General features: G+C 68.0%; 16 protein-coding genes. All 16 read right to left on the bottom strand.

All coding sequences use genetic code 11. The features are described from left to right. Window positions 1–26 precede the first annotated feature (26 nt). The 16 genes from PHN62_RS00115 to rpsN all read right to left on the bottom strand — a co-directional run bounded on the left by PHN62_RS00115 (window position 27) and on the right by rpsN (window position 11,696). The gene (locus PHN62_RS00115; RefSeq protein ID WP_300144574.1) at window positions 27–1,313 is read right to left on the bottom strand and encodes a peptidoglycan -binding protein; all 1,287 of its coding nucleotides are present in this window, start codon (window positions 1,311–1,313) and stop codon (window positions 27–29) included. A gap of 18 nt (window positions 1,314–1,331) precedes the next feature. Further along, window positions 1,332–2,501, bottom strand: coding sequence for a biopolymer transporter ExbB (locus PHN62_RS00120; protein ID WP_300144577.1), 1,170 nt, complete (start codon window positions 2,499–2,501; stop codon window positions 1,332–1,334). A gap of 146 nt (window positions 2,502–2,647) precedes the next feature. Next, on the bottom strand, window positions 2,648–3,202 hold the full coding sequence (locus PHN62_RS00125; protein ID WP_300145312.1) for a VUT family protein: 555 nt from the start codon (window positions 3,200–3,202) through the stop codon (window positions 2,648–2,650). Between the two features lie 215 nt (window positions 3,203–3,417). Further along, window positions 3,418–3,837 carry a 50S ribosomal protein L17 gene (rplQ, locus tag PHN62_RS00130; protein ID WP_300144578.1) on the bottom strand — a complete coding sequence of 140 codons (420 nt, stop codon included), beginning with the start codon at window positions 3,835–3,837 and terminating at the stop codon, window positions 3,418–3,420. A gap of 222 nt (window positions 3,838–4,059) precedes the next feature. After that, a complete protein-coding gene (locus PHN62_RS00135) occupies window positions 4,060–5,076 on the bottom strand; it encodes a DNA-directed RNA polymerase subunit alpha (protein WP_300144580.1) in 1,017 nt (338 codons plus the stop codon). A 139-nt stretch (window positions 5,077–5,215) separates the two neighbouring features. Beyond that, window positions 5,216–5,608 (bottom strand): 30S ribosomal protein S11, encoded by a 393-nt coding sequence (rpsK, locus tag PHN62_RS00140; protein ID WP_300144582.1) that lies wholly within the window; start codon window positions 5,606–5,608, stop codon window positions 5,216–5,218. 6 nt (window positions 5,609–5,614) lie between these two features. After that, on the bottom strand, window positions 5,615–5,983 hold the full coding sequence (gene rpsM / locus PHN62_RS00145) for a 30S ribosomal protein S13 (protein WP_300144584.1): 369 nt from the start codon (window positions 5,981–5,983) through the stop codon (window positions 5,615–5,617). Between the two features lie 313 nt (window positions 5,984–6,296). After that, complete coding sequence (locus PHN62_RS00150) at window positions 6,297–6,941, bottom strand: adenylate kinase (protein ID WP_300144586.1); 645 nt, start codon at window positions 6,939–6,941, stop codon at window positions 6,297–6,299. Beyond that, window positions 6,938–8,269, bottom strand: a complete 1,332-nt coding sequence (gene secY / locus PHN62_RS00155; protein WP_300144588.1) for a preprotein translocase subunit SecY — start codon at window positions 8,267–8,269, stop codon at window positions 6,938–6,940. The genes PHN62_RS00150 and secY overlap by 4 nt, the downstream gene beginning before the upstream one ends. 300 nt (window positions 8,270–8,569) lie before the next feature. After that, window positions 8,570–9,046 (bottom strand): 50S ribosomal protein L15, encoded by a 477-nt coding sequence (gene rplO, locus PHN62_RS00160; RefSeq protein ID WP_300144590.1) that lies wholly within the window; start codon window positions 9,044–9,046, stop codon window positions 8,570–8,572. Window positions 9,047–9,163: 117 nt separating this feature from the next. Continuing rightward, the gene (gene rpmD / locus PHN62_RS00165) at window positions 9,164–9,355 is read right to left on the bottom strand and encodes a 50S ribosomal protein L30 (protein ID WP_300144592.1); all 192 of its coding nucleotides are present in this window, start codon (window positions 9,353–9,355) and stop codon (window positions 9,164–9,166) included. A 10-nt stretch (window positions 9,356–9,365) separates the two neighbouring features. Continuing rightward, window positions 9,366–9,938 carry a 30S ribosomal protein S5 gene (rpsE, locus tag PHN62_RS00170; protein WP_300144594.1) on the bottom strand — a complete coding sequence of 191 codons (573 nt, stop codon included), beginning with the start codon at window positions 9,936–9,938 and terminating at the stop codon, window positions 9,366–9,368. Between the two features lie 12 nt (window positions 9,939–9,950). Then, complete coding sequence (rplR, locus tag PHN62_RS00175; RefSeq protein WP_300144596.1) at window positions 9,951–10,313, bottom strand: 50S ribosomal protein L18; 363 nt, start codon at window positions 10,311–10,313, stop codon at window positions 9,951–9,953. Between the two features lie 10 nt (window positions 10,314–10,323). Continuing rightward, entirely contained in the window at window positions 10,324–10,857 is a 534-nt protein-coding gene (gene rplF, locus PHN62_RS00180) for a 50S ribosomal protein L6 (protein ID WP_300144598.1), read from the bottom strand. A gap of 121 nt (window positions 10,858–10,978) precedes the next feature. Further along, on the bottom strand, window positions 10,979–11,377 hold the full coding sequence (gene rpsH / locus PHN62_RS00185) for a 30S ribosomal protein S8 (protein ID WP_300144600.1): 399 nt from the start codon (window positions 11,375–11,377) through the stop codon (window positions 10,979–10,981). Between the two features lie 13 nt (window positions 11,378–11,390). Next, entirely contained in the window at window positions 11,391–11,696 is a 306-nt protein-coding gene (gene rpsN / locus PHN62_RS00190) for a 30S ribosomal protein S14 (RefSeq protein WP_300144602.1), read from the bottom strand. Window positions 11,697–11,706: the final 10 nt, after the last annotated feature.

Below are 11,706 nucleotides of genomic sequence, written 5' to 3' on the forward strand. Positions count from 1 at the left end.
TTTCCTCCGAGATTCGCGCAGGCGCGTCAGCGCTCGGTGAGCTTCAGTTCGATGCGGCGGTTGCGGGCCCAGGCCTCCGGCGTGTTCGCCGGATCCAGAGGCTGGAATTCGCCGAAGCCCGTCGCGGCCACGCGGTCGGCCGGAAAGCCCTCCTCGGCGATGAGGAAGCGCGCCACCGACAAGGCGCGGGCCTGCGACAGCTCCCAGTTGTCGGCGTAGCGGGCGCCGGCGGCGATGGGGCGGCTGTCGGTATGGCCGTCCACGCGCAGGACCCAGGGCACTTCGGGCGGCAGGGCGTCCGAAACCTCCTTGAGGATCCCGGCCACGCGCGCGATCTCCTCGCGCCCCGCCGCGCCGAGTTCGGGCGAGCCCACCGGAAACAGCACCTCGGACTGGAAGACGAAGCGGTCGCCGACGATCTGCACGCCGGGGCGGCCCTCGACCGCCGCGCGCACCCGGCCGAAGAACTCCGAGCGGTAGCGCGTGAGCTCGTCCACCTTGTCGGCGAGGGCCACGTTCAGCCGCGCCCCGAGATCGGCGATGCGGGCTTCGGGCGTCTCGCCGTCGGCCTCCACGGCGTCGAGCGCCACCGCCACGGAGGCCATCTGCGCGCGCAGAGCCATCAACTGCTGATTCAGAAGCTCGACCTGGCGGCGGTCTTCGAGATTCAGCGCCTCCTGATCGGCCAGCCGCGATTCCGCCAGAGCCAGCAGAGCGGCGTTGCGTTCGGTCTCGGTCATGGCCTCGGCGCGCTCGCGGGCGGAATCGGTCTCCAGAGCCGTGCGGGCGGCCTCGGCGGCGGCGAGCAGCGTCAGGGTCTCTTCGGCGCGGCGGCGCTGGGCCTCGAGCTCCAGCGAGAGGGCGGCGGCGTCGCGCTCCAGATCGGCGCGCTGCTGCTCGGTGAGGTTCAGTCTGGAGGCCAGCTGATCGCGTTCGTTCTGCGCGCCGAAGAGCGAGGAGGCCAGCTGCGCCTGGGATTCCTGAAGCCTTCCGCTCTGGTCCTGCTCCAGGGCGAGGCTGCGGGCCAGGGCGTCGAGCTGCGCCGAGAGGTCGCTCAGCGCGAGGGTCTGGCGGTCGACCTCGCCGCGGGCGTCCACGAGGGATTCCTCCTGGGCCGCCAGAGCGGCGCGCTGGGCCTCCAGATTCCGTGACTGGTCGGCGATGGTCTGGCTGGAGAAATGCTGCATCAGCATGAAGATCGACAGCACGAACATCAGCACCAGCAGAAGCGAGGTCATGACGTCCACGAAGGCGGGCCAGATGTCCCGCGTCAGGCCGCCGCCGTCGTCCCGCCTTCTGCGCCCGAGCGCCATGGCCTGAGCCTCCGCCCGTCAGGAGCCGCCGCCGAGCGCCTGGACGGCGCGGGTCAGCAGCTTGAGTTCGGCGCGCAATTCGGCCACGGCGTCCTGACGTCCGGCGGCCACCTCCTCGGTGAGGCGGAGAATCTGCGTGTCGAGATTGCGGATATGGGCGCGGGTGGCTTCGTCCATGCCGCCGAGCACGCCCCGATTGCGCGCGGAGGCCTCGCGCAGCACCGTCCCGAGGGCGTTCTGCGAATCGAGCAGCCGCGAAACCGTGGTTTCGGCGGCGGAGAAGCGTTCGGCCAGAAGATCGAGATTGCGCGCGGCGTGGTCCAGCCGCGCCATGCCCTGATTGCGCGCCGCCTCGCCTTCGATCAAGGCGTGGGCGAGGCGCTCCAGGGATTCCGAATTGCGCTCCAGCAGGGGCGCGAGCCGCCCCAGCACGCCTTCGTCGTTGCGGCTGACGTCGGCGATGCCCGAAAGCCCCTCCTCGAACTCCTGATAGAAGCGGTTCTGCGCCCGCCCGGCGAGGATGTCGAGGAAGCCCACGATCAGAGAGCCCGTCAGGCCCAGAAGCGCCGCCGCGAAGGCCGTGCCCATGCCGCCGAGCTGCTCCTCCAGCCCGGCCACCAGGCGTCCGAAGACGGCGGTTCCGTCGTCTCCGGGCTCCGGCGCGAGGCTGCGGATGGTGTCCACCACGGCGGGCACCGTCCGCGAGAGGCCCCAGAAGGTGCCCAGAAGTCCGAGGAAGATCAGCGCGCCCGCGATGTAGCGGCCGAAATCGCGGCTTTCGTCCAGCCGCGTCCCCACCGAATCGAGGATGGTCCGCACCGTGAAGGCGCTCAGACGGCGGCGGTTCTCGCGCTCGCGCAGGAGCGCCGCCATGGAGGCCAGCAGCGGCGGAGGCTCGATGAGGTCGAAGCCGGGGCGCTCGGCGAGGAAGGCCTCCATCCACTCGACGCTCCGGAAGAGCCGCAGCACCTGCCAGAAGACATAGGCCACGCCGATCACGAAGACCGAAAAGATGAAGAGGTTCAGATAGAGATGCGCCGCGAAGATCTGCGCGATCCGCGCATGGACCAGCCAGCCGATCACCCCGATCATGATCAGGAAGGCGATCATCAGGACCAAGGTCAGGGTGGGGCGCGTCATCTCGGGCGCGACCGCCGCCCAGCGGCGGCGTTGAGCCTCCTCAACCATCTTCGACCGACTCCGCCAGACTCCGGGAATTCGCCCCCAGACCCTAGCCTCAGAACGGGACGGGGTTAAGCGAATTCTGCGTCATGAGGCGAAAGCGCTTGGGAAATCCGCGCTTTCGCCGGTCGGTTCGCGCGAGAGGCGAGGCCTCAGACGCGGCGCGCGCCCGTCGGGCCGATCCTGCCCGCCGTGAGCAGGCGGAAGGGAATCAGCGTGGCGAAGGTCACCAGCGTCTTGACGCCCCAATCCGCGAGGCCGTAGCGCGGCCAGCCGGGAAAGGCGTCGTCTCCGGTCGCGCCCGCGAAGGCGAGCGTCCAGAACAGCAGGCTGTCGAGCGCCCCCCCCGCCACGGAAGCCGCCAGAGGCGCCTTCCACCAGCTCCCTTCGCGCAGGCGGTTGAAGACCCCCACGTCGAGCAACTGCGCGCAGAGGAAGGCCGTCCCCGAGGCGAAGGCGATGCGCGGCGTCGCCAGAACCACCGACAGGGCCACCGCGCAGGTGAAGCCCGCCCAGATCACCCGTCGCGCCATGGCGGGCCCGTGCAGACGGTTCATCACGTCGGTGACGAGAAAGGCGAAGGGATAGGTCAGCGCCGCCCAGGTCAGCCATTGGCCGATGGGCTTCGTCACGAGGAGATTCGAGGCCGCCACCACGGCCATCATCGCCAGGACGCCAAGCGCCAGAGACAGCCGCTCGCGCCCCATCCGGGGCTGAAGCGGGAGGTTCGGTCGGTCTTGCATGGGAGATCCCTTGCCGTTGCGGGCGACGGGCGACACAGGCCCGGCCCGATGGAGGCGCGCGCCGGAGGGCTTGCGCGGAAGACGAAGGATCCGGAGCCTTCCGGGGCTCCGGACCCCATATGGAAAAGGGCGGACCCGCAAGCCCGCCCATGTCCGGAAATCTGCGAGACGCGCGAGGATCAGGCCTCGACGGCTTCCTCGGCGGCGGCGCGGGCGCGGGCGTCGGCGCCCTTGGCCTCGGGGTCGCGGTCCACGAACTCGACGATGGCCATCGGGGCCATGTCGCCATAGCGGAAGCCCGCCTTCAGGATGCGGACGTAGCCGCCCGGACGCTGCGCGTAGCGCGGGCCGAGGACGTCGATCAGCTTCTTCGCCGGCTCTTCCTGACGCAGACGCGCGATCAGCAGGCGGCGGGCGTGCAGATCGCCCCGACGGCTCAGCGTGACGAGCTTCTCCACATAGGGACGAAGCTCCTTCGCCTTGGGCAGGGTCGTCTTGATCTGCTCGTGCTCGATCAGCGAGACGGCCATGTTGGCCAGCATGTGCTGACGATGCGAATGGGTGCGGTTGAGCTTGCGGTAGCCATGACCGTGACGCATGGGGATTCTCCTTGAAGTGAAGCTTTATGCTTTGTCAGCCCCACCCTGCGTCGGGTCGGGCGCTTTGGGGCTCCGGCCGGGAAGGCCGGGAGCCCGTAGATCGGGGGGGCTCCGGCCGGGAAGGCCGGAAGCCCGCAGACCGGGGGGGCTCCGGCCGGGAAAGGCCGGGAGCCCGCAGACCGGGGGCTCCGGCGGTTCGCGCCGAAGCCCTTCGGGATCGTCTCAGAAGCTGTCCTCGAACTTCTTGGCCAGCTCCTCGATGTTCTCCGGCGGCCAGTTCGGCACGTCGGTGCCGAGGTGCAGGTTCATCACCGAGAGGACTTCCTTGATCTCGTTCAGCGACTTGCGCCCGAAGTTCGGCGTGCGGAGCATCTCCGCCTCGGTCTTCTGGATGAGATCGCCGATGTAGACGATGTTGTCGTTCTTCAGGCAATTCGCCGAACGCACCGACAGCTCCAGTTCGTCGACCTTCTTGAGGAAGATCGGATTGAATTCGAGCTGGGTCTCGGGGGCCTCGCGCACGTCCTCGCGGGGCTCGTCGAAATTGATGAAGGTCTGGAGCTGGTCCTGGAGGATGCGCGCCGCATAGGCCAGCGCGTCGTCCGGAGTCACCGAGCCGTCGGTCTCGATGGTCAGCGTCAGGCGGTCGTAGTCGAGGATCTGGCCCGAGCGGGTCGGCGCCACCTGATAGGACACGCGCTTGACCGGGCTGTAGAGCGCATCCACCGGGATATAGCCGATGGGGGCGTCTTCGGGGCGGTTCTGGTCGGCCGGGACGTAGCCTTTGCCCTGCGCCACGGTCAACTCCATGTTGATCGAGGCGTTGGTGTCCAGATGGCAGATCAGGTGATTCGGGTTGAGGATCTCGATGCCCGAGCTGGTCTGGATCTGTCCGGCGCGGACCTCGCCCGGCCCGCTGGCCTGGAGCGTCAGACGCTTCGGACCCTCCACGTCCATGCGGATGGCGAGGCCCTTCACGTTCAGCACGATGTCGGTCACGTCCTCGCGGACGCCCTCGACCGACGAGAACTCGTGCAGCACGTTGTTGATCTGGATCGCGGTGACCGCCGCGCCTTGGATCGACGAGAGCAGAACCCGACGCAGAGAATTGCCCAGCGTCAGGCCGAAGCCGCGCTCGAGGGGCTCGACCGTCATGGTCGCCTTGCGCGAGGCGTCGGCGCCATATTCGACGTTGGGCCGCTCGGGGCGGATGAGATGTTTCCAGTTCTTCTGGATCACGGCGTCCTCCAATTCGTGCGCGCCCGAAGGCGCGTGTCCCGAGGATCCGGGAATCTTCTGTCGACGGGCGGTCCCGTCCGAACGGCGAAATCCCCCGCCTTCCTGCGAAGACGGGGGATCGGATCTGCGATGCGGCGCGTCAGACGCGGCGGCGCTTCGGCGGACGGCAGCCGTTATGGGCGATCGGGGTCACGTCGCGGATCGAGGTGACCGCGAGGCCAAGGGCCTGCAGCGCGCGCAGAGCCGATTCGCGGCCCGAACCGGGGCCCTGAACCTCGACTTCGAGCGTGCGCAGGCCATGCTCCATGGCCTTCTTGCCCGCGTCCTCGGCGGCGACCTGCGCGGCGTAGGGCGTGGACTTGCGCGAGCCCTTGAAGCCCATCATCCCCGACGAGGACCACGAGATCGCGTTGCCCTGGGCGTCGGCGATGGTGATCATCGTGTTGTTGAAGCTGGCGTTCACATGCGCGACGCCAGCGGCGATGTTCTTGCGCTCCTTGCGGCGCGGACGGGACTTTTCGTTCGGAGCCATGATCTCTTACTTCTTCTTGCCGGCGATGGGCTTGGCGGGACCCTTGCGGGTGCGGGCGTTGGTGTGGGTGCGCTGGCCGCGCACCGGCAGGCCCTTGCGGTGACGCAGGCCGCGATAGCAGCCCAAGTCCATCAGCCTCTTGATGTTCATCGAGACTTCGCGGCGCAGGTCGCCCTCGACCTTGTAGCCCGCGTCGATGGCTTCGCGGATCTGCAGCACTTCGGCGTCGGTCAGCTCGTTCACGCGGCGGGTGGCGTCCACGCCGACCTTGGCGAGCAGCTCCTTCGCGCTATGATGGCCGATGCCATGAATGTAAGTCAGGGCCACCTGGACCTGCTTGTTCGTGGGAATGTTCACGCCAGCGATGCGCGCCACGTCTCTCTCCGTTCGGTTCCGGCTGATCCAGCCTTTTGGTCGCTTCCAAATCGCCCCCTCCCCCGTGAAAGCGGAAAGGGGAGCCGGACGGCGCCGCGCCCGGATTCTCGCAAGAGCTGCGGCGCGTCGTCCGGAATGGAGTCCTGAGCTTGAAAAGGAGCGTCGCGACTCATCCGGCCGTCAAGATCGGCGCAAGATAGTCCGGAACGCCCGTGAGTCAAGGACTCTGTGCTCTTCCCGGGTGTCGGGGCGCCCCGCCGCAAGGGCGGAGCGCCTCGGGCGCCTCGGGCGCCGAAGGCTCGCTGCGGCCGGATCAGCCCAGGATCGCGGAGATCTGGCGCTCGACCTCGTCGATGTCGGCCAGCCCGTCCACCGACTGCAGGCGGCCCTTGGCGTAGTAATAGCCGATCAGGGGCGAGGTCTCGCGGTAATAGGCCAGAAGGCGGGTCTTGACGGCGTCGGCGTTGTCGTCGGCGCGGCGCTTGAAATCCGTGCTTCCGCATTTGTCGCAGACGCCCGGAGTCTTCGGCTGCTTGCTTTCGTCGTGGTAGCCTTCGCCGCATTTCGCGCAGGTGTAGCGCCCGGCGATGCGGGCCACGACCACCTCGTCGTCCACGCTCATCTCGATGACGCTGTCGAGGGCGATTCCCTTGTCCGCGAGCAGCTTCTCCAGGGCGTCGGCCTGGGCCAGGGTGCGCGGGAAGCCGTCGAAGATGACTCCCTGCTTCACGTCCGGCTGGTCGAGCCGCTCGGAGATCACGCCGATGACGATCTCGTCGCCGACGAGGCCGCCGCTCTTCATCACCGCGTCGGCGGCCTTGCCGACCGGAGTTCCCGCCGCGACCGCCGCGCGGAGCATGTCGCCCGTCGAGAGCTGCACCAGCCCCCGGTTTTCGGTCAGCATGCGGGCCTGGGTGCCCTTGCCCGCCCCAGGCGGCCCCAACAGGATGATGTTCATCTACGCTTCCCCCTCAGTCGCGATTTCTGGATCAACCCTTCATACTGATGGGCGATCAGATGGCTTTGCACTTGCGTGATGGTGTCCATCGTAACGCTCACGACGATCAGAAGGGAAGTGCCTCCGAAATAAAATGGAATGGTCCAGCGCGCTCTCATCAATTCAGGCAAGAGGCAGACCGCCGCCATGTAGACCGCGCCGATGGCGGTCAGGCGCGTCAGGACGTAATCCAGATATTGGGCCGTCCGCTCGCCGGGCCGCACGCCGGGGATGAAGCCGCCCTGCTTCTTGAGGTTGTCGGCCACGTCGGCGGGGTTGAAGACCACGGCCGTGTAGAAGAAGGCGAAGAAGATGATCAGCGCCGCGTAGATGAGCAGATAGAGCGGCTGTCCGGGGCCGAGGGCCGCGGTGAGGGTCGAGAGCCAGCCGCCCGCGTTCTCGCCCGCGAAGCTGGCGACCGTCATCGGCAGCAGCAGCAGCGAGCTGGCGAAGATGGCCGGAATCACGCCCGCCGTGTTCACCTTCAGGGGCAGATGCGAGCTTTCGCCGCCGGTCATCTGCTGGGGGCCCACCTGGCGCTTGGGATATTGCACCAGAATCCGCCTCTGGGCGCGCTCCATGAAGACCACGAAGGCGATCACCAGAAGGCCGAACACGATCAGGCTGATGATCAGCGCCGGAGAGATGATGTTCTGGCTGCCCTGCTGGAGCAGGTTGCCGATGGCGCGCGGCATCTCGGCGACGATGCCCGCGAAGATGATCAGCGAGACGCCGTTGCCCACGCCCCGCGCGGTGATCTGCTCGCCGAGCCACAGCAGCATCATGGTGCCGCCGACCAGGATCGCCACCGTCGCGACGCGGTAGAAGGCGCCGCCGTCGATCAGCGTGCCCTGATTCGCGAGGCCCGCCACGATGCCCCAGCCCTGGAGGATCGCCAGAGCCACCGTGCCGTAGCGGGTGTACTGGTTGATCTTGCGGCGGCCCGATTCGCCCTCTTTCTTGAGCTTCTCCAGCGAGGGGACCATGGAGGTCATCAGCTGGACGATGATCGAGGCCGAGATGTAGGGCATGATCCCCAGCGCGAGGATCGACATGCGCTCCACAGCGCCGCCCGAGAAGGCGTTGAACATCCCGAGGATGCCGTGCTGGGTGCTCTGCATCAGCTGCTGCAGGGCCTGCGGGTTGATGCCCGGCAGGGGCACGTAGGTGCCGAAGCGGTAAACCACCAGCACCAGAAGCGTGTAGAGGATGCGACGCTGGAGATCCTTGGCCTTGCCGAAGGTCTTCCAGCTCAGATTGGCGGCGAGTTGTTCAGCAGCCGAAGCCATGGGGGTCCCCGAATTCAGGCGCGGCGCGCCGGACTTCGCCCGTTGATCGCCCGCCTCGAAGCATCGCGCCCCGCGGAGGAGGGCCCTCCGCGAGATCCCTGGAGCGCGTCCCGACCGGATCGGATCGTTCGAACGCTCCAGTTCCTTGTGTCGTGGCGTCTTCAGGGGGCGAAGCCGTTGGGGCTCCGCCCTGGAGGACGCTCCGGCCCGCGCCCCTCGTCCCTCTCCTCAGGGGCGCAGGCGCGGCCGCAAGGCCCGGGAGAACCGCAGGGCGCTCCCGGACCGCTCCGGTCCGTCGTCTCAGACGGCTTCGGGCGCGGCCTCGGGAAGATGGAGCGTCCCGCCCGCCTTTGCAACCGCCTCGCGGGCCGAAGCCGAGGCTCCGGCGGCGCGGATGGTCAGCTTGAGCTTCAGCTCGCCGCCGCCCAGCACGCGCAGGCCGTCCTTCGCCGCGCGGGAGACGCCCGCCGCCACGAGGACTTCATGGGTGATCTCGGCCGAACCGTCGATGCGGCCCGCCTCGACCAGCGCCTCGAGGTCGCCGATGTTGATGATCGCGTGCTGCTTCGAGAAGATGTTCTTGAAGCCGCGCTTGGGCAGACGGCGGTGAAGGGGCATCTGGCCGCCTTCGAAGCCCTTGATCGCCACGCCGCGGCGCGAGCCCTGGCCCTTGATGCCGACGCCGGAGGTCTTGCCCTTGCCGGAGCCGGGGCCGCGGCCCACGCGGAACTTGCGGGTGACGGCGCCTTCGTTGTCGCGAAGCTCATGCAGTTTCATGACGCTCTCCTGATCGCCGGACCTGATCGACGCGCGTCATCAGCGTCGGAGGCCGCGGCCTGTGAATGTGAATCGGGCGGCCCGATGGGGCCGCCCGGAAAATGCGCTCCGAAGGCTTCAGGCCTCCGGCTCGACCACCTCGACGAGGTGGGAGATCTTGTTGATCATCCCCCGGACCGAGGGCGTGTCCTCGAGGGTCCGGGTCCGGTTGATCTTGCCGAGGCCGAGGCCGCGCAGGGTGGCGGCCTGATCCTCGGTGCGGCGGGCGGCGCTGCGGACCTGACGGACCGTCACCGTGGGTTTGGACATCTTCGCCTCCTTACTCGGTCAGGGCCGAAACGGCCTCGCCGGGACGGCGGGCGAGAATGTCGGCCACCTTCTTGCCGCGACGGGCGGCCACGGCGCGCGGCGAGGTCTCGTTCTTGAGCGCCTCGAAGGTCGCGCGGACCATGTTGTAGGGGTTCGGAGAACCGATGGATTTCGCCACCACGTCCTGAACGCCCAGAGCCTCGAAGACGGCGCGCATCGGGCCGCCGGCGATGATGCCCGTGCCCGCGGCGGCCGAACGCATCATCACGCGGCCGGCGCCCCAGCGGCCCGGCGTGTCGTGATGCAGCGTGCGGCCTTCGCGCAGATGCACGCGGATCAGGCCGGCCTTGGCCTGCTCGGTCGCCTTGCGGATCGCCTCGGGCACTTCGCGGGCCTTGCCGTGGCCGAAGCCGACGCGGCCCTTCTGGTCGCCGACGACGACCAGCGCGGCGAAGCCGAAGCGCTTGCCGCCCTTGACGGTCTTGGAGACGCGGTTGATGTGGACCAGACGATCCACGAATTCGGAATCGCGCTCGTCGTCGCGGTTGCGGTCGCGGTTGCGCTCGCCATCCTGACGGGCCATGGGTCGCCCTCCTTAAAACTGCAACCCGGCCTCGCGGGCCGCGTCGGCGAGCGCCTTCACGCGCCCATGGAACAGATAGGCGCCGCGGTCGAAGTAGACCTGCTCCACGCCCGCGGCCCTGGCCCGCTCGGCGACGAGCTTGCCCACGGCGGCGGCGGCGTCCTTGTTGCGCTTGCCCTTGAAGGAGGCCAGATCGGCCTCCATCGTCGAGGCCGCGGCGAGGGTGTGGCCCGCCACGTCGTCGATCACCTGGGCGTAGATGTTCTGCGAAGACCGGAAGACCGAAAGACGCGCGCGTCCTTCGGAGACCTTCTTGAGACGGCCCCGCACCCGCTGACGGCGGCGCGCGAGGGCTTCCTGATTGGATTTGGCCATGGAGCGCCCCTTACTTCTTCTTGCCTTCCTTGCGGAAGATGAATTCGCCGGCGTATTTCACGCCCTTGCCCTTGTAGGGCTCGGGGGGACGCCAGGCGCGGATCTCGGCGGCCACCTGGCCGACGCGCTGTTCGTCGATCCCGGAGATCTCGATCTCGACCGGCTTGGGGGTCTTGATCTCGATGCCTTCCGGAATCTCGTAGTTCACGTCGTGGGAGTAGCCGAGCGACAGCTTCAGGACCTTGCCCTGAACCGCCGCGCGATAGCCGACGCCCTCGATCTGGAGATTCTTCTTGAAGCCCTGGGTGACGCCGATCTGGAGATTCTCGACGACGCTGCGCGACATGCCCCACATGCTGCGGGCGCGCTTGCTGTCGCCGCGCGGCGCGAAGGCCACCGCGCCGTTCTCAAAGACCACCGACACATCGTCGGGAACGGTGAAGCTGCGCTGACCCTTCGGTCCCTTGACCGAAACCGTCTGGCCTTTCACCTGCACGTCCACGCCCTTGGCGACGGGAACGGGCTTTTTGCCGATACGCGACATGGTTTCCTCTTCTGGCTCGCTGGTTCTTTCCCTCGGAAGGGCGGGGAGATTCTTCCGCCCTTGCGGGCGGGAGGGCTCCCCTCCCCTCTTCAGGGAAAGCCTGGCGAGCCGGCCAGTTTGGTTAGAAGACGGTGCAGAGCACTTCGCCGCCGATGTTCTTCTCCCGCGCGGAGGCGTCGGACATGACGCCCTGCGAGGTCGAGACGATGGAGACGCCGAGGCCGTTGCGGACGCGCGGCATCTTCTCGACGCCGGTGTAGACGCGGCGGCCGGGCTTGGAGATGCGCTTGATCTCGCGGATCACGGGCTCGCCGTCGAAGTACTTCAGCGAGATCTCGAACTCCGGATGCGAACCCGGCTCCTCGAGGCGCTCGTAGGCGCGGATGTAGCCCTCGGAGGCCAGCACGTCCAGCACCCAGCCGCGCAGACGCGAGGCGGGGGTGCGCACCGTCGAGCGGCGGCGCAGCTGGGCGTTGCGGATGCGGGCCAGCATGTCGGCCAGAGGATCGGTCATGGTCATTGGGTAACCCTCCTCACCAGCTGGACTTGGTCATGCCCGGGATCAGGCCTTCGGAGGCGAAATCCCGCAGGGCGATGCGCGACATGCGCAGCTTGCGATAATAGCCGCGCGGACGTCCGGAGACTTCGCAGCGGTTGCGGATGCGGTTCGGCGCGCTGTTGCGCGGCAGTTCCGAAAGCTGGAGACGCGCCTTGAAGCGCTCTTCAGGGGGCAGAGACTCGTCCTTCGCCGCCGCCTTGAGGCGGGCGCGCTTGGCCGCGTATTGAGCGGCCAGACGCATGCGGCGGTTGTTGGTCTCGATGGAGCTTTTCTTCGCCATATCGATGGAG

The sequence above is a fragment of the Neomegalonema sp. genome, from assembly GCF_028688855.1.
GTDB lineage: Bacteria > Pseudomonadota > Alphaproteobacteria > Rhodobacterales > Rhodobacteraceae > Neomegalonema.